At 76.5% G+C, this 20,538-nt stretch carries 15 protein-coding genes; 12 read left to right on the top strand and 3 right to left on the bottom strand.

Annotated elements, in window-relative coordinates:
- Positions 1–200: 200 nt before the first annotated feature.
- The 3 genes from HCK00_RS01570 (at position 201) to HCK00_RS01580 (ending at position 3,165) form a co-directional block, all read left to right on the top strand.
- Positions 201–944 (top strand): DUF5819 family protein, encoded by a 744-nt coding sequence (locus HCK00_RS01570; protein ID WP_168099874.1) that lies wholly within the window; start codon positions 201–203, stop codon positions 942–944.
- A 122-nt stretch (positions 945–1,066) separates the two neighbouring features.
- The gene (locus tag HCK00_RS01575; protein ID WP_240965144.1) at positions 1,067–2,344 is read left to right on the top strand and encodes an HTTM domain-containing protein; all 1,278 of its coding nucleotides are present in this window, start codon (positions 1,067–1,069) and stop codon (positions 2,342–2,344) included.
- On the top strand, positions 2,341–3,165 hold the full coding sequence (locus tag HCK00_RS01580) for a TrmH family RNA methyltransferase (RefSeq protein WP_311765095.1): 825 nt from the start codon (positions 2,341–2,343) through the stop codon (positions 3,163–3,165). The genes HCK00_RS01575 and HCK00_RS01580 overlap by 4 nt, the downstream gene beginning before the upstream one ends.
- A 255-nt stretch (positions 3,166–3,420) precedes the next feature.
- Here HCK00_RS01580 and HCK00_RS01585 read toward each other — a convergent pair whose 3' ends face one another.
- On the bottom strand, positions 3,421–4,812 hold the full coding sequence (locus HCK00_RS01585; protein WP_168099875.1) for a family 4 glycosyl hydrolase: 1,392 nt from the start codon (positions 4,810–4,812) through the stop codon (positions 3,421–3,423).
- An 85-nt stretch (positions 4,813–4,897) separates the two neighbouring features.
- On the opposite strand from HCK00_RS01585, the gene HCK00_RS01590 reads away from it, so the two are divergent.
- The gene (locus HCK00_RS01590; protein WP_168099876.1) at positions 4,898–6,034 is read left to right on the top strand and encodes a carbohydrate kinase family protein; all 1,137 of its coding nucleotides are present in this window, start codon (positions 4,898–4,900) and stop codon (positions 6,032–6,034) included.
- A gap of 270 nt (positions 6,035–6,304) precedes the next feature.
- Here the strand turns inward: HCK00_RS01590 and paaN are convergent, their stop codons facing one another.
- Positions 6,305–8,002, bottom strand: coding sequence for a phenylacetic acid degradation protein PaaN (gene paaN / locus HCK00_RS01595; protein WP_168099877.1), 1,698 nt, complete (start codon positions 8,000–8,002; stop codon positions 6,305–6,307).
- A gap of 258 nt (positions 8,003–8,260) precedes the next feature.
- Here paaN and HCK00_RS01600 point away from each other — a divergent pair, with 258 nt between their 5' ends.
- Positions 8,261–10,012 carry a 3-hydroxyacyl-CoA dehydrogenase gene (locus HCK00_RS01600; protein WP_168099878.1) on the top strand — a complete coding sequence of 584 codons (1,752 nt, stop codon included), beginning with the start codon at positions 8,261–8,263 and terminating at the stop codon, positions 10,010–10,012.
- Positions 10,009–10,599 (top strand): TetR/AcrR family transcriptional regulator, encoded by a 591-nt coding sequence (locus HCK00_RS01605; RefSeq protein ID WP_168099879.1) that lies wholly within the window; start codon positions 10,009–10,011, stop codon positions 10,597–10,599. Before HCK00_RS01600 ends, HCK00_RS01605 begins: the two co-directional genes overlap by 4 nt.
- 95 nt (positions 10,600–10,694) lie before the next feature.
- On the opposite strand, the gene HCK00_RS01610 is transcribed toward HCK00_RS01605, so the two are convergent.
- Entirely contained in the window at positions 10,695–11,183 is a 489-nt protein-coding gene (locus HCK00_RS01610; RefSeq protein WP_168099880.1) for an Lrp/AsnC family transcriptional regulator, read from the bottom strand.
- A 197-nt stretch (positions 11,184–11,380) separates the two neighbouring features.
- Between HCK00_RS01610 and pdhA the strand changes: the two genes are divergently transcribed.
- The 6 genes from pdhA (at position 11,381) to HCK00_RS01650 (ending at position 20,531) form a co-directional block, all read left to right on the top strand.
- Positions 11,381–12,619 (top strand): pyruvate dehydrogenase (acetyl-transferring) E1 component subunit alpha, encoded by a 1,239-nt coding sequence (pdhA, locus tag HCK00_RS01615; protein WP_168099881.1) that lies wholly within the window; start codon positions 11,381–11,383, stop codon positions 12,617–12,619.
- A 53-nt stretch (positions 12,620–12,672) separates the two neighbouring features.
- A complete protein-coding gene (locus HCK00_RS01620; RefSeq protein ID WP_168100016.1) occupies positions 12,673–13,722 on the top strand; it encodes an alpha-ketoacid dehydrogenase subunit beta in 1,050 nt (349 codons plus the stop codon).
- Positions 13,722–15,677 carry a dihydrolipoamide acetyltransferase family protein gene (locus tag HCK00_RS27170; protein WP_240965146.1) on the top strand — a complete coding sequence of 652 codons (1,956 nt, stop codon included), beginning with the start codon at positions 13,722–13,724 and terminating at the stop codon, positions 15,675–15,677. Before HCK00_RS01620 ends, HCK00_RS27170 begins: the two co-directional genes overlap by 1 nt.
- Before the next feature lie 101 nt (positions 15,678–15,778).
- Entirely contained in the window at positions 15,779–16,984 is a 1,206-nt protein-coding gene (locus tag HCK00_RS01635) for a DUF6457 domain-containing protein (protein WP_168099882.1), read from the top strand.
- Between the two features lie 824 nt (positions 16,985–17,808).
- Positions 17,809–19,440, top strand: coding sequence for a molybdopterin molybdotransferase MoeA (locus tag HCK00_RS26735; RefSeq protein WP_311765096.1), 1,632 nt, complete (start codon positions 17,809–17,811; stop codon positions 19,438–19,440).
- On the top strand, positions 19,437–20,531 hold the full coding sequence (locus HCK00_RS01650; RefSeq protein ID WP_168099883.1) for a potassium channel family protein: 1,095 nt from the start codon (positions 19,437–19,439) through the stop codon (positions 20,529–20,531). The genes HCK00_RS26735 and HCK00_RS01650 overlap by 4 nt, the downstream gene beginning before the upstream one ends.
- Positions 20,532–20,538: the final 7 nt, after the last annotated feature.

Consider the following 20,538-nt stretch of genomic DNA (forward strand, 5'->3'; position numbering starts at 1 on the left):
CCACGGGCCGTCACCGAGGCGCCGGAGAGCCTACCGACCGATCGTTCGGTTCAATGGTGCGGTGGCCGCTGTGGGGTGTCAAGGCTGTGGATAACCTGACCGGCCCCACCCGGACGCGGCGCGCTGAGTACCGTTCTCCGGGAGCACCGGGCCGGGGGGAAGGCCCGAGGCGGAGGACAGGCGGCCAGGGGAGAGGCGCGATGGAGCACACGGAGCAGCGGGGGACGGCGCCGCCCGCCGGGGTGGGCGCGCTCTCCCTCCCCGCCAGGGTGGCGGTGGCGGTGGTGCTGGGAATCGTCACGGTGGCCGCACTGGCCCATCTGACGCTGGTCTTTCTGCACGTGGCCCCGGAGAACGCGGTCTCCGCGCGCCACCGTGAGGTCGTGAGCGGATACGTCTACCCGGAGTTCGAGCAGAACTGGAAGCTGTTCGCGCCCAACCCCCTTCAGCAGAACGTCGCCGTGCAGGCGCGCGCCGAGGTGGTGGCGCGGGACGGCGGCGTGACCGTCACCGCCTGGACGAATCTCACCGCCCGGGACGCCGAGGCGATCCGGCACAACCTCTTCCCCAGCCACGTCAATCAGAACGAACTCCGCCGGGCCTGGGACTTCTTCACCGGTTCCCACGACGAACGCGACCGCCCCCAGGGGCCGCGCGGCGCGCTCTCCGAGGAGTACCTGCGGCGCATCGTCCTCTCCCGGATCGGACCGGAGACGGCCTCCACCCGGGTACGGAAGATCCAGGTCCGCTCCGCGGTCACCCCCGTCCCCCCGCCCGTCTGGGCCCCGGGGGCGGACGGGACGTCCGGCTCGGGTGACCGGACGGACGGGGACCGGTCCGCCACCGGTACGACATACCGCACCCTCCCCTGGTGGAAGGTGACCCCCGGGGACGTCCCCGGCACCGGCGGCGCCGGACGGGCCGCCGTGGTGGGTGGCCCGTGAGCGCGGCGGACGGTGGTGCCACGAGGACCGGTGACGGCGGAGCGCCGGCCCGGGGCGGAACGCGGGAACAACGGGGCGGAACGCCGGGAGACGGCGGGAGCGGAAGCGGTGGACCGAGCGCGATGAGCCTGACCGGAATCCGTGCCGCCCTCGCACGCGGCGTCGAACGGGTCACCGGCACCGCGCTGGGCCCGTACCAGGCCGCCGTGGTGCGGATCGGTTTCTCCTTCACCTGGCTGGGGTTCCTGCTCCGCGAGTGGCCGCACCGCCGGGAGCTCTACGGCCCGGACGGCCCGTGGAGCTGGGCGATGGCCCGGCAGCTCATCAGCGGGAACGGCGCGTTCACCACGCTGATGTGGTCGGACGGCACGCTGTGGTTCGAGTGCGTCTATCTGCTCTCCGTGATCTCCAGCGTCCTGCTGCTGCTCGGCTGGCGGACCCGCGCCTCGTCCGTCCTGTTCATGGTGGGCGTGCTGTCCCTGCAGAACCGCAGCGTCTTCATGGGGGACGGCGGGGACAACGTCGTCCACCTCATGGCGATGTACCTGGTCCTGACGCGCTGCGCGCGGGTCTGGTCGCTCGACGCCCGCCGGGCGCGGAGACGGGCCCCGGCCGGCGGCGGGGCGGCGCCCCCCCGGGACGTCACCGGTGTGGCCCTCTGGGCGCTGCTCGGGGCGGCGCTCGTGGTGGCCACCCTGGTGCCCGGCGTCTCTCCGGGGTGGGCGGCGGTCTTCTGGGGGCTCTGGCTGGTCCAGGCCCTGTGGTGGGCGGTGTGCCGCCACGCGCCCCGCGGTGAACTGCGCACGGTGCTCGACATGACCGGCAACCTGGTGCACAACGCCGGACTCTTCGTGATCATGGCCGAGGTCTGCCTGATCTACGCGACGGCGGGCTGGTACAAGGTGCAGGGCTCGCGCTGGCAGGACGGCACCGCGCTGCACTACCCGCTCCACCTCGACTACTTCACCCCTTGGCCCGCCCTCTCCGAGGTGCTCGGCTCCAGCGGCCTGCTGGTCACGGCGATCACCTACGGCACGGTGATCGTGCAGGTGGCCTTCCCGTTCACCCTGGTCAACCGGCGGGTCAAGAACGTGCTGCTGGCCGTGATGATGACCGAGCACCTCGCCATCTCCGTCGTGCTCGGCCTGCCGTTCTTCTCCCTCGCCATGATCGCGGCGGACGCGGTCTTCCTGCCGACCGTCTTCCTCCTCGCCACCGGGCGGATCGCCGGAGGGGCCACGGCGCGGCTCCGCGCCCGGCTCCCCGGCGGGGGCCGGCGCGGCGGCGGCGACGACGGCCACCCGCGGGGTGAGGACGGCGACGGGCACGGTGACGGGGGCCGGGACGGGCCACCGGCCGGCGACGGCGGGCGGCGGGAGCCCCGTACCCTCGTCGGGTGAGCAGCGAGCACCCTCCCGGCCCGCCCCCGGGCCCCCTTGACGGAACGCGGCGGCCGACGGCACCGGAGGACTCCCGTCCGGACCCGGCCGCCCCGGCCGGTGCGGCCCGGGACGGGGCATCCCCCGGCGGGACGGCGCCCGGCGGGAACGGTCAGGCCGGGACCGGCGGGCACGAGGCGACCCACGGTGAGCCGGTCCAGTACGACGAGGGCTTCGGGCCCGGGAGCGTCGGCGTCGGCCCGCATCCGCGGCCGTGGCCCGCCGGGGACCACTGGGACCCGGAACTGCTGGCGCACGGCGACCGCCGCAACGTCGTCGACGGGTACCGCTACTGGACGCGCGAGGCGATCGTCGCGGACCTCGACACCCGGCGCCACGACTTCCACGTCGCCGTCGAGAACTGGGGGCACGACTTCAACATCGGATCGGTGGTGCGCACCGCCAACGCCTTCCTGGCGAAGGAGGTGCACATCGTCGGCCGCCGGCGCTGGAACCGGCGGGGCGCGATGGTCACCGACCGTTACCAGCACGTCCGGCACCACCCCGACACGGCCTCCCTCACCGCCTGGGCCGCCGCCGAGGAACTGCCGGTCATCGGCGTGGACAATCTGCCGGGCGCGGTGCCGCTGGAGACCACGGAGCTGCCCCGCCGCTGTGTGCTGCTCTTCGGGCAGGAGGGGCCGGGGCTGACGGAGGAGGCACGGAAACACGCGGCCCTGGTGTGCTCGATCGCGCAGTTCGGCTCCACGCGGTCGATCAACGCGGGCGCCGCGGCCGCCATCGCCATGCACAGCTGGGTACGGACCCACCTCTTCGGCTGACGCGGCGGGCGGGGAAGCGGCAGCCAGGCGTCCGGGGGAGGCGGCGGGGCCACGGCGACCGGCGCCGACCGGCCGCGCGGACGGCGGGCCGTGGCAGGCGGGCCACTGACGGCCGGCCACTGACCCACTGACGGCACGCCGCAGGCCGCGGGAGAGCAGGCCGGGAAGCAGGCCGTGCGAACGCAGGCCGGGAAGCTGGCCGCGTACCGCGCCGGGCGCCGGTCCACCTCCGGAGCCCGCCGGGAGCGGCGCCGATCAGCCGCCGGGGCCACCCGCCGCGTCCAGTACGCGCTCCGCCACCCGCACCGAATCCACCAGCGGGTGCAGCGCCAGCGCGCGTACCGCCGCCCGGCGGGAACCGCTCGCGGCGGCCTCGATGGCCGCCTCCTCCACCGCCTTCAGCGTCAGCATCAGCCCCAGCTGGTCCGGGGCGACCGGGCCGGTGGCCAGCGGGCGCGCCCCGCCGGCGTCCACCAGGCAGGGGACCTCCACCACCGACTCCGGGGCGAGCCCCGGGACGGCCGAGCCGTTCGGCACGTCGAGGATCAGCTTGGTCCGCTCGTTCCGGGAGATGGCCCGCATCAGCGCCAGGGCGACCTGGTCGTATCCGCCGCCGTCGAGGTCACAGGCGTCGCGCTGCCAGCCGCCCGTCGCGGCGCGGCTCTCCGCCATGTAGGTCTCCTCGCGGGCGCGGCGGGTGCGCTCCCAGACCTCGTACGGGTCCGGCGGGCCGTCCCCCACCCGCTCCGGGGCTTCCGTGCCGGGGGCTTCCGCGCCGGGGTAGAAGCGGGCCTGCTGCTCCAGGACGACCTCGCCGCGGGTGGCCCCGGCGTCCCGCAGGGCGGCCACCGTCTCCCGGTTGAAGTAGTAGTAGTGCAGATACTCGTTGGGCAGGGCGCCGAGCGTGCGGAGCCAGTCGGCGCCGAAGAGCCGGCCCTCCTCGAAGGACTCCAGGGCCGCGCGGTCGGCGAGCAGCCGCGGCAGCAGATCGCGGCCGTCCACCGTCAGCCGGCGCAGCCAGCCGAGGTGGTTGAGGCCCACGTAGTCGAAGTCGGCGCGCTCCGGGTCGGCTCCGGCGGCGCGTGCGGCGCGCCTGCACAACCCCACCGGCGAGTCGCAGATGCCGATGACCCGGCCCGGCATCCCCCGGCCGGCGAGTACCCGGTCCATCGCCTCGGTGACCATGCCCGCCGGATTGGTGAAGTTGACGACCCACGCCTGCGGGGCGACGGCCGCCACGCGCTCGGCGATCCGCACCGCCACCGGGAGCGTGCGCAGCCCGTAGAGCACCCCGCCGGCGCCCACGGTCTCCTGGCCCAGCACCCCCTCGGCCAGGGGGATCCGTTCGTCGCGCACCCGGCCCGCCAGGCCGCCGACGCGGATCGCGGAGAAGACGAAGTCGGCGCCGCGCAACGCGTCGTCGAGGCCGGTGGCGAGCCGCACGGCGGGCGCCGGGCCGCCGGGGCCCTCGGCGTGCCGGGCGGCCTGCCGGGCGAGCACGGCGGCGACGGTCTCCAGGCGCCCCCGGTCGGTGTCGTACAGCACCACTTCGGTGCAGCGGCCCGCGGGGTCGCCGCTGTCGCCGAGCAGCGCCCGGTAGACCAGCGGTACCCGGAACCCGCCCCCGCCCAGCACGGTCAGCCTCATGACCGGCCACCTCACCCTTCGGCGCCTCGTCGGTTCCCCGGGGGCCGCCCATCGGCCACCGGGTGTCCGCCACACTAGTGACAGGATGAGCGAGAGGGGCACGAGTGCGTTGAGTAACACCGGAACCGCCCACCCGGCGCCGTCGCGGTCGCCGATCGACCCGCTGGCCGCCGTGCGCCGGGACGGCGACCCCCCGACGGATGTCTTCCTCACCGGCACCGTCTTCCTCGACATCGTCTTCACCGGCCTCGACCACGCGCCGGTCCGCGGCACCGAGACCTGGGCCCGCGGCATGGGCTCCAGCCCCGGCGGCGCGGCGAACATGGCGACGGCGCTGCGCCGCCTGGGGCTGCGCACCTCCCTCGCCGCGGCCTTCGGGGACGACGTCTACGGGGACTACTGCTGGGAGAGCCTGGCCGACTGCGAGGGCATCGACCTCGGGCCCTCCCACCGCGCCCCCGGCTGGCACTCGCCGGTCACGGTCTCCATGGCGTACGAGGGCGAGCGGACGATGGTCTCGCACGGGCACGTGGCGCCCACGCCCTGCGTGAGCGTCGCCGAACGGCCGCGCTCCCTGGCCTGTGTGGCCTCGCTGGACCCGGGGCGGCGGCTGGACGACTGGGTACGCCGGGCGCACGGGGAGGGCAGCCGGGTCTTCGCCGACGTGGGCTGGGACGGCAGCGGCGCCTGGGACCCGGACACCCTCGCCGACCTGACCCACTGCCACGCCTTCCTCCCCAACGCCGCCGAGGCGCAGCACTACACCCGGACCGACTCCCCCGAGGCGGCGGTGCGGGCGCTCGCCGAGCTGGTGCCCGTGGCCGTGGTCACCAAGGGGGCCGCCGGCGCGGTCGCCGTCGACTCGGTCACCGGAGAGAGCGCGGAGGTGCCGGCCCTGCGGGTGGAGTCGCTGGATCCCACCGGCGCCGGTGACGTCTTCATGGCCGGCTTCATCACCGGCACCCTGGCCGGCTGGCCGCTCACCGACCGGCTGGCCTTCGCCAATCTGACCGCGGCCCTGTCCGTGCAGCACTTCGGCGGTTCGCTCTCCGCCCCCGGCTGGGCGGAGGTCGCCGCCTGGTGGCAGTACGCCACCAAGTGCGGTGGGCAGCCCGAGGAGGTGATGCGGCGCTACCGCTTCCTCGGCGACCTGCTGCCGGCGGGCACCTCGGACTGGCCCCTGCGCCGGGCCACCCCGACCATCGGCTTCCGCCCTTCCTGAACGGCCACGGTGGCCGCGCGCCGGGAACCCGGCCGCCGCGCCTCGTGTCGGGGCCGTACCGGCCCGCCCGGTCTGCCCGCGCCCCGGTCCGGCCCCACCCCGCCGGCCCCGCCCCGGCCCCGTCTCGTCAGCACCCGTCCGTGCCCCGTCCGGCGCCTTCCCGGGCGGTCCGCCCCCGGCGGCCGGCCCGGCCCCCCACCGGGGCGGGAGAGGCCGTGGCCGCGCCGGGCGGGGCCGGGCCGGCGCGGGGCGCCGGTGGCGCCCGCCGGATCAGGCCTGCCGGCGGACCTCGACCATCCGGAAGCGGTTGGCCACGAAGGCCGCGTCGCACAGCGTCACGTTGGCCGCCGGGTTGCCGCCGGAACCGTGGAAGTCGGAGAACGCGGCGGTCTGGTTGACGTACACCCCGCCGGTGAGGTTCAGCGAGAGCTGGGCGCACTCCTCCAGGCAGACCTCCTCCACCTGCCGCTCGACCTCCTCCGAGGTGGTGTACGCGCCGACCGTCATGGCCCCGTGGTGCCGGACCGTCCGGCGGAGCAGTTCCACCGCGTCCGCCGTGGAGTCCACGGCGACCGCGAAGGCCACCGGGCCGAAGCATTCGGAGAGGAAGGCCGGCTCGGCCGCGGCGCCGTCCCAGACCTTCCGGGCGCCGTCCAGCTTGACGATCAGCGGGGTGCGGACGGTGGTGCCGGGGAACTCCGGGTGGGTCACGGAGCGGGAGGCGAGGGCCGTCTCACCGAGCCCGGCGGCCTCCGCGATCCGCTTCTCCACCCCCGGGTTGACGATCGCGCCGAGCAGGGCGGCGGCGCGGGCGTCGTCCCCCAGGAGCTTGTCCACGGCGGCCGCCAGGTCGGCCGTCACCTCGCCGAACGACTTGTGCCCGGCGTCCGTGCCGATGCCGTCCCGGGGTATGAGGAGGTTCTGCGGGGTGGTGCACATCTGGCCGCTGTAGAGGGAGAGCGAGAAGGCCAGGTTGGCGAGCATCCCGCGGTAGTCGCCGGTCGAGTCGATGACGACCGTGTTGACGCCGGCCTTCTCCGTGTACACCTCGGCCTGGGTGGCGTTCTCCTCCAGCCAGTCGCCGAAGGCCGAGGAGCCCGTGTAGTCGATGATGCGGACCTCCGGCCGGGTGGCCAGCGTCTTCGCCAGGCCCTCCCCGGGCCGCTCGGCCGCCAGCGCCACCACGTCGCGGCCGAACCCGGCCTCCGCCAGCACCTCGCGGGCCACCGCCACGGTGAGCGCGAGCGGCAGCACCGCCCGCGGATGCGGCTTGACCAGGACCGGGTTGCCCGTCGCCAGGGAGGCGAAGAAACCCGGGTAGCCGTTCCAGGTGGGGAAGGTGTTGCAGCCGATCAGCAGGGAGATGCCGCGCGGCACGGCGGTGAAGGTCTTGTCCAGCTCCAGCGGTTCCCGCTTGCCCTGGGGCTTCGACCACGCGGCCCGCTCCGGTACCCGCGTCTGCTCCGCGTAGGCGTACGCCACCGCCTCCAGACCGCGATCCTGCGCGTGCGGCCCGCCGGCCTGGAAGGCCATCATGAACGCCTGGCCCGAGGTGTGCATGACGGCATGCGCGAACTCATGGGTGCGGGCGCTGATCCGGGAGAGGATCTCCAGGCAGACCAGGGCCCGCGTCTCCGCCCCGGCCCGGCGCCACCCCACCCCCGCCGCCCGCATGGCGGGCAGCAGCACCTCGGCGTCGGGGTGGGGATACTCCAGCAGCAGCTCCGTGCCGTACGGGGAGATCTCGTTGCCGGCCCAGCCGTCCGTACCGGGCTGGCCCAGATCCAGACGGGTGCCGAGCAGCGCCTCGAAGGCGGCCTCGCCCTCCGCGGCGGCGTTCTCCCCGTAGGCCTTGGGGTGCTCCGGGTGGGGCGACCAGTACGCGCGGCTGCGGATGGCTTCCAGCGCCCGGTCGAGCGTGGGGCGGTGGGTCTCGGTGAGCCTCTCTGCGGTGAGATCGGCGGCCATGGATGACCAACTCCTTGTCGAGTCGCCGTCGAGTCGCCGACGGGTCGCCGACGGGTCGCCGACGGGTCGCCGTCGAGCCGCCGTCGGGTCCTCGCCGGGCCGGACGGGCCGGACGGCGCGCGCGGCGCTCTGCCGTGACGGATGGTGCGGTGTGGCGGGAACAGCTTTAGAGTAACCGAACGATCGGTCGGTACAAGGGTTGTGGACAACTCCCCGCGGACGACCCGGAGACCGGAAACCGGAGAGAGGAACGAGCGCATGGCCCCGGCAGACCCGCCGCCCACCGCCCCGCGGCGGCCCACCGCCGCCCCGGCGTCCACCGCCACCGGCGCGCCCCCCGCCCCCGCGACCGCCCCCGCCCCCGGCGCGTCCGGGCCGTCCCCCCTGCCGCCGGAGAGCGTGGTCGCCGTCGCCGGCACCGGGACGATGGGCCGGGGCATAGCCCAGGTCGCCCTGGTGGCGGGCCATCCGGTGCTGCTGTACGACGCGGTGCCCGGGCGGGCCGCGGAGGCGGCGCGGGCCGTGGCCGCCCGCCTCGACCGGCTGGTGGAGAAGGGGCGGCTGACGCCCGGCGCCCGCGACGCGGCCCGCGCCCGGCTCGGCCCCGTCGCCGGGCTGCCGGAGCTGGCCGGGGCCGCGCTCGTCGTGGAGGCGATCGCGGAGGACGCCGAGGCCAAGCGCGCCCTCTTCGCCGAGGTGGAGAAGGTCGTGGGGGAGGACTGCCTGCTGGCGACCAACACCTCCTCGCTCCCGGTCACCGCCGTGGCGAGCGCCTTGCGGCATCCCGGCCGCCTCGTCGGGCTCCACTTCTTCAACCCGGCGCCCCTGCTGCCGCTGGTCGAGGTCGTCAGCGGCTTCGCCACGGGCGAGCGGGTGGCCGCCCGCGCGCACGCCACCGCCGCGGCCTGGGGCAAGACCCCGGTGCGCTGCGCGGACACCCCCGGCTTCATCGTCAACCGCGTCGCGCGCCCGTTCTACGCGGAGGCGTTCCGCGTGTACGAGGAGCGCGCCGCAGACCCGGCCACCCTGGACGCCGTCCTGCGGGAGTCCGGCGGTTTCCGCATGGGCCCGTTCGAGCTGACCGACCTGATCGGGCAGGACGTCAACGAGGCGGTCACGCGGTCCGTGTGGGAGTCCTTCTTCCGGGACCCCAAGTTCACCCCCTCCCTGGCCCAGCGGCGCCTGGTGGAGTCGGGCCTGCACGGCCGCAAGAGCGGGCGGGGCTGGTACGCCCACGGGGAGCGCGCCGAGCCCCCCACCCCGCACACGGCACCGCCGGGCCCCGCTCCCGCCCGGGTCGCGGTCCACGGCGACCTGGGTCCCGCGGCGGCGCTGTGCGCGCTCATGGAGGAAGCCGGCCTCACGGTCGTCCGGGCGGGATCCCCCGGTGGCCCCGATCCCTCCGGCCGCTCCGGCAGCTCCGGTGAAACGCGCCCTGCCGGGCCGGCTCACGGGTACCTCGAACTGCCGGGTTCCGTCCGGCTCGCCCTGACGGACGGCGGAACCGCGACCGGGCGCCGGGCCGCGACGGAGGCGGCGGCCCCGGCCGCCGGCGGTGGTGGCGGCGCCTTCGTCCCGCCGCCGGTCGACGTCGTGTTCGACCTGGCACTGGACTACCGCACCGCCACCCGGATCGCCCTGGCCCCGGCGGCCGGGGCGGCGCCCGGCGCCGTGGAGGCGGCGGCGGGGCTCTTCCAGGCCCTCGGCAAGCAGGTCAGCGTGATCGGCGACGTGCCGGGCCTGATCGTCGCCCGGACGGTCGCGATGCTGGTCGACTTCGCCGCCGACGCGGCCGGCCGCGGTGTGGCGGCGGCCGCGGACGTGGACACCGCCATGCGGCTGGGCGTCAACTACCCGCGCGGACCGCTGGAGTGGGGCGACGCGCTCGGCGCGGCCTGGGTCCGCGCCGTCCTGGACCGGCTGCACCACGCGTATCCCACGGGCCGCTACGCCCCTTCCCCCTGGCTGCTCCGCCGCGCGGCGGCCGGCGAGAACCTGCTTGAATCATGAGCATGGCCAAGCGCGACACCTATACACCGGAATCGCTCCTCGCGGTCGCCGTGGAGGTGTTCAACGAGCGCGGTTACGACGGCACCTCGATGGAGCACCTCTCGAAGGCGGCGGGGATCTCCAAGTCGTCGATCTACCACCATGTGCGGGGCAAGGAGGAGTTGCTGCGGCGGGCCATAAGCCGCGCGCTGGACGGCCTGTTCGCCGTGGTGGAGGAGGCGGGCGCGCGGGAGGGCCGGGCGATCGACCGGCTGGAGTACGTGGCCCGGCGCACCGCCGAGCTGCTGATGTCCGAGCTGCCCTACGTCACGCTGCTGCTGCGGGTGCGGGGCAACACCGGCACGGAGCGCTGGGCGATGGAGCGGCGCCGTGAGTTCGACCAGCGGGTGGCGGCACTGCTGAAGCAGGCGGCGGCGGACGGCGATCTGCGCGAGGACGTCGACGCGCGGCTGGCCACCCGGCTGCTCTTCGGCATGGTCAACTCCATCGCCGAGTGGTACCGGCCGGAGAGCGGCGGCGAGGCCGAGCGGGAGCGGGTGGCGGAGGCCGTGGTGCGGATCGCCTTCCGCGGCCTGCGGACGGACTGAGAACTAACTGAGAACGGACTGAGAACGGCCCGGAGGGCGGACGGACCCGGCCGCGCGCCGGAGGGCGCCCGGATCCCGCCGCGCGCCGGCCGGCGTCAGGGCCCCGGCCCCAGGTCCGTCTCCTCGAAGACCAGCAGGGTGCGGGTGCTCAGCACCTCCGGCATGGCCTGGATCCGGGTGAGCACCAGTTCCCGCAGCGCCCGGTTGTCGTCGGTGTGCACCAGCAGCAGGACGTCGAAGTCGCCGCTGACGAGGGCGAGGTGGGCGGCTCCCGGGAGCTCCTGGAGCTGCTCGCGGACGCTCCGCCAGGAATTCTGCACGATCTTGAGCGTGATGTAGGCGGAGGTGCCCTGTCCTGCCCGCTCCTGATCGATCCGGGCACTGAAGCCGCGGATCACCCCGTCCTCCACCAGGCGGTTGATCCGGGCGTAGGCGTTGGCGCGGGACACATGGGCCCGCTCGGCGACCGACCGTATCGACGCGCGGCCGTCCGCGCGCAGGATCCGGAGGATGTCCCGGTCGATGCCGTCGAGCGGGCGGGCGGGGGGCGGGGTCCCGTCCCCGGCCATCTGTTCAGCGGACATTTCCTCGCGCCACCCCCTCCTGGACGTCCTGTGCCCATCCCAGGTTGTGGAGAACCGTTTGTCCACAGGCTGGTGCCACCCGTAGCCAAACTGTGCCGGCGACCGAACAATCGGTAGGGGAGGGAGTCCACCGGCTCCGCGCTCGAAGCCGCCCGTCCCCCGCGCACCACGCGGGGCAGTCCAGGAGGTGTTCGTCCATGACGGTCCTGCAGCAGACCGACGCGTCCGCCCGACCGGTGCCGCCGCCCGCGTGGCGGCCCCGCACCGACCCCGCTCCCCTGCTGCCGGACCCCGAGCCGTTCCGCGTGCTCGGCACGCCGGCGGCGCGGGAGGCCGACCCGGCGCTGCTGAAGCGGCTCTACACAGCCCTGGTGCGCGGTCGCCGGTTCAACACCCAGGCCACGGCGCTCACCCGGCAGGGCCGGCTCGCCGTCTACCCCTCGTCCACGGGGCAGGAGGCGTGTGAGATCGCCGCCGGGCAGGTGCTCCAGGAGCGGGACTGGCTCTTCCCCAGCTACCGCGACACCCTGGCGGTGGCCGCGCGCGGGGTGGATCCGGTGCGGGCGCTGACGCTCCTCCGGGGTGACCGGCACACGGGGTACGACCCGGCGGAGCACCGCGTCGCCCCGCTCGCCACCCCGCTCGCCACCCAGCTCCCGCACGCCGTCGGCCTGGCGCACGCCGCCCGCCTCAAGGGCGAGGACGTGGTGGCGCTCGCCCTGGTCGGGGACGGCGGCACCAGCGAGGGGGACTTCCACGAGGCGCTCAACTTCGCCGCCCTGTGGCGGGCCCCCGTCGTCTTCCTGGTCCAGAACAACGGCTTCGCCATCTCCGTGCCGCTCGCCAAGCAGAGCGCCGCCCCCACCCTCGCCCACAAGGGCGTGGGCTACGGCATCCCCGGCCGGCTGGTCGACGGCAACGACGCGCTCGCCGTCCACACCGTCCTGGCCGAGGCGGTGCGGCGGGCCCGGGCCGGCGGCGGCCCGACCCTCGTGGAGGCGGTGACCTACCGGGTGGAGGCCCACACCAACGCCGACGACGCCAGCCGCTACCGCGCGGCCGAGGAGGTCGAGGCCTGGCGTGAGCACGACCCGATAGCCCTGATGGAACGCGAGCTGCGCGCGGCGGGGGTGCTGGGCGACGAGGACGTGGCGGCCGCCACGGCGGCGGCCGAGGAGATGGCCGCCGAGCTGCGGGCCCGGATGAACGAGGACCCGCCCACCGACCCGATGGGACTCTTCGACCACGTCTTCGCCCGGCCCACCCCCCGGCTCCGGGAACAGGCCGAGCAGTTGCGCGCCGAACTGGACGCCGAACTGGGCGCCGAACTGGATCCTGAACTGGAGTCCGAGCCGGCCGGGCAGGCGGAGCAGCCACGGCAGGCCGGGCCGGCCGGGGCCGGGCGCCCGCGGGAGACAGGGGAGGGAAACCGGTGACCACCGCACCGGCCGCCGAGAAGCCGGCCACCACCACCCGCAGGCCGGCCACCATGGCCCAGGCCCTCAACCGCGCCCTGCGCGACGCGATGACGGCCGACCCGGCGGTGCACGTCCTCGGCGAGGACGTGGGCCCGCTCGGCGGCGTCTTCCGGATCACCGACGGCCTGGCCGCCGAGTTCGGCGACGACCGCTGCACGGACACCCCGCTCGCGGAGGCGGGCATCCTCGGCACGGCCGTCGGCATGGCGATGTACGGGCTGCGGCCCGTCGTGGAGATGCAGTTCGACGCCTTCGCCTACCCCGCGTTCGAGCAACTGGTCAGCCACGTCTCCCGGATGCGCAACCGGACCCGGGGGGCGATGCCGATGCCGATCACCGTGCGGGTGCCCTACGGCGGCGGGATCGGCGGTGTCGAGCACCACAGCGACTCCTCCGAGGCGTACTACATGGCCACCCCCGGCCTCCATGTCGTCACCCCGGCGACGGTCGCCGACGCCTACGGGCTGCTCCGTGCCGCGATCGCCTCCGACGACCCGGTGGTCTTCCTGGAGCCCAAGCGGCTCTACTGGTCCAAGGCCGACTGGTCGCCGGATCCACCGGAGGAGGTCGCCCCGATCGGCCGCGCGGCGGTGCGCCGCGCGGGGCACTCGGCCACCCTCATCTCCTACGGTCCGTCCCTGCCGGTCTGCCTGGAGGCGGCCGAGGCGGCGCGGGAGGAGGGCTGGGAGCTGGAGGTGGTCGACCTGCGGTCCCTGGTGCCGCTCGACGAGGAGACCGTCGCCGCCTCGGTGCGCCGTACCGGCCGGGCCGTCGTCGTCCACGAGGCCACCGGGTTCGCCGGCCCCGGCGCGGAGATCGCCGCCCGGGTGACGGAGCTCTGCTTCCACCATCTGGAGGCCCCCGTGCTGCGGGTCACCGGCTTCGACATCCCGTATCCGCCGCCCATGCTGGAGAAGCACCATCTGCCCGGGGTCGACCGGATCCTGGACGCCGTGGCGCGGCTCCAGTGGGAGGCGGACCTCACCGGCGCCGCCGGCGGGAGCGGGCCCGCCCCCGCCACCGGGGCCGCGGAAGGTTCTGCCGGGGGAGGGGTGTCCTGATGGCCGTGGTCCGCGAGTTCGCGCTGCCCGACCTGGGTGAGGGGCTGACGGAGGCCGAGATCGTCCGCTGGCTGGTGGAGGTCGGCGAGGTCGTCGCGGTCGACCAGCCCGTCGTCGAGGTGGAGACGGCCAAGGCGGTGGTGGAGGTCCCCTGCCCCTACGCCGGGGTGGTCACCGCCCGTTTCGGTGCGGAGGGGACGGAACTGCCCGTCGGCGCGGCGCTGCTGACGGTCGCCGTGGGCGCGGAGTCGCCCGCGGGCGCCGGGGCGGCGCCGGGCGGCGGCCCGGACGCGCCCCCCGGCGCGCCACCGGGGGCAGCGGCGCCCGAGGCGGCGGACACCGGGCGCACCGCCCCGGCCGGGCCCGCCGACCGCTCCGGGAACGTACTGGTCGGCTACGGCACGGGGGCGCCCCCGGCGCGCCGCCGCCGGGTCCGTCCCTCCGGGATCGGCGGCCGGGGCACCGGTGGCGCGGACGGTCCCGGGCGTTCCGTCCCGCGGCGGCCGGACGGACGGCCCGCCGTCCCGTACCAGGACGGTGTCCGGGATGTCCCCGGCGGCGGGGGACCGGCGCGGCCCGGCCCGGCCGGGGCGGGATTCCGTGAGCCGGGTGTGGAGATCGCCCCCGGCGGGGGCCCCGCGCCGGGCCGGCCCCCGGCCCCCGTCCCGGCCGCCGCTCCGGAGGGCGCTCCGGAGGGCGCTCCGTCCACGGGGCCCGCCGCGGCGGACGGCGGTCACGGTGGGGTGGGTCCCGGGGGCGGTACCGCCGCTCCGGCCCGGCGCGCCAGGCCGGGTGCGCCCGGAGCGGACACCGCCCCGGAGACCGGGGGTGGCGCGGGCGCACGTCCCGCCGCCACGTCCGCCGGCGGAACCACGGGGCAGACCACGGGGCAGGCCGCAGCGCAGGCCACGGCGGGGACCGCGGCGGAGATCCCGGTGGAGGCAGCGGCGGAAACCAGGGGTGCGGGTCCCGTCGCCGTCGTCTCCCCGCTGGTGCGGCGGCTGGCCCGGGAGCACGGCCTGGATCTGCGGCGGCTGGCGGGCTCCGGCCCGGACGGGCTGATCCTGCGCCGCGATGTGGAGGACGCCTTGCGGCGCGCGGCCGTGGCGGAGCCGGCCGCGCCGCCCGCTCCCGGCCCGGCGGGGCCACCCGGTACCGGGCCCGATCCGCGGACCGGCCTCGGCCCGGTGATCACGGCGGCACCGCCGTCCGCGTCCGGGGCCGTCGCGCCGTCCGTGCCGGGCGGCCCCGCCGGGCCGGGGCTGCGGTCCGAGCGGATACCGCTCCGCGGTGTCCGCGGGGCCGTGGCCGAGAAGTTGTCCCGCAGCCGGCGCGAGATCCCCGACGCGACCACGTGGGTGGACGTGGACGCCACCGAACTGCTGGCGGCCCGCGCCGCCATGAACGCCGGTGGCCGGCCCAAGGTGTCGCTGCTCGCGCTGCTGGCCCGGATCTGCACGGCCGCGCTCGGCGAGTTCCCGGAGCTCAACTCCACCGTGGACACGGCCGCGCGCGAGGTGGTCCGGCTGCCCGCCGTCCATCTGGGGTTCGCGGCCCAGACCGACCGGGGCCTGATGGTGCCGGTCGTCCGGGACGCCCACACCCTGGGCGCCTCGGCGCTGTCGGCGGAGTTCGCCCGGCTCACCGAGGCCGCCCGGGCCGGCCGGCTCACCCCGGCCGAACTCACCGGTTCCACCTTCACCCTCAACAACTACGGCGTCTTCGGGGTCGACGGCTCCACGCCGATCATCAACCACCCGGAGGCCGCCATGCTCGGCGTCGGCCGGATCGTGCCCAAACCCTGGGTGCACCAGGGCGAACTGGCCGTACGGCAGGTCACGCAGTTGTCGTTCACCTTCGACCACCGGGTGTGCGACGGCGGCACGGCGGGTGGTTTCCTCCGCCATGTCGCCGACCGCGTCGAACAGCCGGCGCTGCTGCTGCGCACGCTCTGAGCCCCGCCGGCCCCGGGCGCCGCCCGGGCGGCCCGGTGCGCGGGGGCGCCTCCCCGGTACCGGGTGCCCGGCCGGGCCCGGGGCCCGGTGATACTCGGAGCATGACTGTGCGGGAGTACGGGGATTACGACGCCGTGGTGCTGGCCGGTGGCGCCGCGAAGCGGCTGGGCGGGGCCGACAAGCCGGGATTGCGGGTGGGCGGACGGTCCCTGCTGGACCGGGTGCTCGGCGCCTGTGCGGACGCCGGCCGCACCGTGGTCGTCGGCTCGCGCCGGCCCACGGCACGGCCGGTCCGCTGGGCCCGTGAACAGCCGCCCGGCGGCGGTCCGCTGGCGGCGCTCCACGCGGGAGTCCGGGAGGTCTCGTCCCCCGTGGTGCTCGCGCTCTCCGCCGATCTGCCCTTTCTGACCCCCGAGACCGTCCGCGCCCTGCGCACGGCGCTCGACGGGCCCGGCGAGGCCCCCCGGCCGGACACCGGGTCCGCGCGGCCGTCCGCCGTGGGCCGTCCCGCCGGCGCCGTTCCCGCCGGCGCGCGCCGCCCCGGGGACCGCCCCGACGCGGCGAGCGCCCCCGAGGGGCACCCCGGCACCCGCCCCGCCGAGCACCGTGCCTCCGCTGAACGCTCCGCGGCCGATCGCCCCCCTGCCGGTCAGGCGGCACCCGGCCACCCCAGGGCCGACCACCCCGCCACTGACCGCCCCGCCACTGACCGCCCCGTCACCGAGGTCCCCGCCGGGCCGGGCGCCGCCGGCCGGGCCCCCGCCGCCGACCGCCCCGACGGGGTCCTGCTGACCGACGCCGACGGCCGGGACCAGCCGCTCGTCGCCGTCTACCGCACCGAGTCCCTCCGCCGCGAACTCGCCCTGATCGCGTCCGAACACGGCGGCCTGGCGCACCTTCCGCTGCGTCTCCTCACCGGCGGCCTGACGCTCCGCCGGCTGCCCGCCCCGGATCCGCACGCCGTCTTCGACTGCGACACCTGGGACCACCTCGCCGCGGCCCGCGCCCGGATCAGGGACCATGGACGGGTGCTGGACGAATGGATTTCCGAAGTCAAGGCCGAACTCGGCATCGAACTGGACGTGGACACCGCGGGCCTCCTCGACCTGGCCCGGGACGCCGCCCACGGCGTGACCCGGCCCGCCGCCCCCCTCACCACCTTCCTGGTGGGCTACGCGGCGGGCATGGCGGGCGGCAGCCCGGAGCAGGTGACGGCCAACATCCAGCGGGCCGTGACGCTCGCCGCGCGCTGGGCCGCGGAGTCCGGCGCGGACTCCGCGGAGGACCCCGGGAAGCACACCGGATGACGAGCCGCGGCACGGGCACCGGCCGCGGGCGTGCCCCGGGCGCCGACCGCGAGGCCGGCGCGGGAGCCGACCGCGAGGTCGACGAGGCGCTGGCCATCGCCAACGCTGCCAACGCCGCCGACACCGCTCGCACCGCCGGCCGGGGGGCGCCCGCGCCGCGTCCGTCCGCGGGGCCGGCACGGGAGCGTTCCGCCGGCCGTCCGGACCCGGGCCCGCAGGCCGCGGCGGACGGGGCGTCCGCCCCGGCGGAGGCGGTGGCCGGGGAGGAGTGGGAGGACCCCTGGGAACACATCAACAGCGAGGCCCCCACCCGGTCCGGCGTCCCCGGTGGCCTCTCCGTCCGTGACGGCGGTACCGGCCCGGGCGGGTCCCGGGGCCCCGGCGCGGCCTCCGGCCGCGGCGGTCCGGGTGACGGCGGCCCCGGTGGCCGCGGCGCATCCCGCGCGGAGAGCGGCACGCACCGGGACGGCGACGGCGGTCCGCGCCGTGGCGGCGGCCGCGGACCCCGGGGTGACGCTTCCCACGACTCCCACCGGGGCCCTGGCCGCCCCCGCCCGGACCACGGTTCCCACCCGGGCCATGACTCCCACCCGGCTCATGACCTCCACGTCCCGCGCCACGGCGGTCCGGGCAGCTCGCGTGACACCTCCTCCGGCGCCCCCCACGGCGGCACCCGCCCCCGACCCTCCCCTGGGGACGGCGCCCACCGCTCTCCCCACGGCAGCGCCCACGGTCATGGAGCGACCCCGTGGCCGGAGGCGCGCGCCGTGGCGGGGCGCGCCCCCCGCGGCCCGCTCCCGGCGGAGACCCGGCCGCTCGCGGACGTGTTCGGCAGGGTGCTCGCCGAGCCGCTGACGGCGCTCACCGACCTGCCCTCCTTCGACTCCTCGGCCATGGACGGCTGGGCCGTGTCCGGCCCGGGCCCCTGGCGGCTCGTCACCGCCGGCCCCGGTGTGCTCGCGGGGGACGACGGCCTCCTGCCGCTGGAGGACGGCGAGGCCGTCCCCGTGGCGACGGGGGCCCGGGTGCCGCCGGGGACCACGGGGGTGCTCCGCAGCGAGTACGGCGAGGTCCGCGGGCGCCCCGCGCCGGGGAACGACGGGCGGGAGCGAGGGGAGCACCGGCCGGACCGGCACCCCGGAGACCGGCCGGAGGGCCGCGAAGCCCCCGGCGCCCGGGGAACCTCCGGCGGCGTCCCCACCGCCCAGGACCCCACCGCCCAGGACCCCACCGCCCAGGACCCCACCGCCCAGGACTCCGATGTCCGGGCCTCCGATGTCCGGGACCCAGATGCCCCGGACCCCGCCGGCCCCGAGAACGTGGCCGGCCCCGAGGACCCTGCCGGACGCGCCGCCTCCGCTCACCCCGCCACTGCCACCGCCACCGCCACCGCCACCGGCCACGGCCGCTCCGGCCCCGCCGCCAACTCCCCCTCGCCTTACCCCGATCCGCCCACCTGGCCCCCCGACCCGCACGCCCCGGGCACCGGCACCCCGGGCGCCACCGGCTCCGCTCCCACCCCCGCTCCCACCCCCCGGCTCCACGCGGCCCCCGGCCGGACCGTCACCCCCGGCCAGGACGTCCGCCCGCGCGGCCAGGAGTGCCGCAGCGGGGACCGGCTGCTGGCGCCGGGAGCCCCGGTCACCCCGGCGGTCCTCGGGCTCGCCGCCGCCGCGGGCTACGACGCGCTGCCGACGGTGCGCCGTCCCCGGGTGGAGGTCCTGGTCCTCGGGAGCGAACTGCTGCACGCCGGGCTCCCCCGCGAGGGCCGGATCCGGGACGCCCTCGGCCCGATGCTCGGCCCGTGGCTGACGGCGCTCGGAGCGGAGGTCACCGGGGTGCGCAGGCTCGGCGACGACGCCGCGGTGCTGTACGCCGCCGTCACCGGATCCACCGCCGACCTGGTCGTCACCACGGGGGGAACGGCCGCGGGCCCGGTGGACCACGTCCATCCCGTGCTGCGGCGGGCCGGGGCCGAGGTGCTGGTGGACGGGGTGGCCGTCCGGCCGGGCCACCCGATGCTGCTGGCCCGGCTCGCCCCGGACCGCCATCTCGTCGGCCTGCCGGGCAACCCGCTCGCGGCGGTCTCCGCTCTGCTCACCCTCGTCGAGCCGCTGCTCCGCACGCTCTCCGGGAGCGGTCCGCGCCCCGCCGCGTCCGCCCGGCTCGCGGAGGCGGTCCAGGGGCACCCCCGGGACGTCCGGCTGGTCCCGGTCGCGTACCGCTCCGCCGCCCCGCGCCACCGGCCCGCGCCGGGTCCGCGCGGCGCCGGGACCCCGGACGCCGCCGTGCCGGACGGCGACCGTCGGGCGGTCCCGCTGCGGTTCGGCGGACCGGCTATGCTCCGCGGGATCGCCGCCGCCGACGGGCTCGCCGTCGTCCCCCCGGGCGGCGCGGATGCCGGCACCGCGGTGGAGATCCTCCGGCTCCCCTGGGCCGAGGGAGAGGCGCAGTGAAACTGCCGAGTCACGACATCGCCGCGCGGGACCACCCGGACGGCACGGGCTTCCGCATCCAGCTCCCGCGCCGGATCGCGGTGCGCCCGCTGCGCCAGGTGGCCCGGCGGCTGCTGCTCGCGCTGCTCGTCCTGCTGGCGACGGTGCTGATCGTCTACCTCGACAGCGACGGCTACCACGACAACGCCGGCGGGACCGTCGGCTTTCTCGACGCCTTCTACTACGCCACCGTCACCCTCTCCACCACCGGCTACGGTGACATCGTCCCGGCGAGCGACGGCGCGCGCCTGATCAACGTGCTGGTGGTGACGCCGCTGCGGGTGATCTTCCTGATCATCCTGGTCGGCACCACCCTGGAGGTCCTCACGGAACGCACCCGTGAGGAGTGGCGGCTGGCCCGCTGGAGGAGCAACTTGCGCGACCACACCGTCATCGTCGGCTTCGGCACCAAGGGCCGCTCGGCCGTGCTGACCCTGCATGCCAAGGGGCTGGCCAAGGACCAGGTCGTCATCGTCGACCCCAGTGGCAAGGTCATCGACGCGGCCAACGCCGAGGGGTTCGTGGGCGTCGTCGGCGACGCCACCCGCAGCGACGTCCTGCTCCGCGCCGAGGCGCAGAAGGCCCGCCAGATCATCATCGCCACCCAGCGCGACGACACCGCCGTCCTGGTCACCCTGACGGCCCGTCAGCTCAACCGCTCGGCGAAGATCGTGTCCGCGGTCCGGGAGGAGGAGAACGCGCCGCTGCTCCGGCAGTCCGGCGCCGACGCCGTCATCACCAGCGCCAGCGCCGCCGGGCGGCTGCTCGGCCTCTCCACGCTCAGCCCCAACGCGGGCATGGTGATGGAGGACCTCATCTCCCAGGGCAGTGGGCTCGACCTGATCGAACGCCCGGTCGTCAAGGCCGAGGTGGGCCGCTCGGTGCGGGAGACCGACGACCTCGTGGTCTCCGTCCTCCGCGGCCACCGGCTGCTGGGTTACGACGACCCCACCGCGAGCCCGCTGCGCTCCACCGACCGCCTCATCACCATCAAGCGCGCCCGGCCGCGGGCCCATCCGGCGGAACCGGAGGAGCGCCGCGTCCGGGAGTAGCCTCGCG

The sequence above is a fragment of the Streptomyces zingiberis genome, from assembly GCF_012034935.1.
In the GTDB taxonomy this organism is placed as follows: Bacteria; Actinomycetota; Actinomycetes; order Streptomycetales; family Streptomycetaceae; genus Streptomyces; species Streptomyces zingiberis.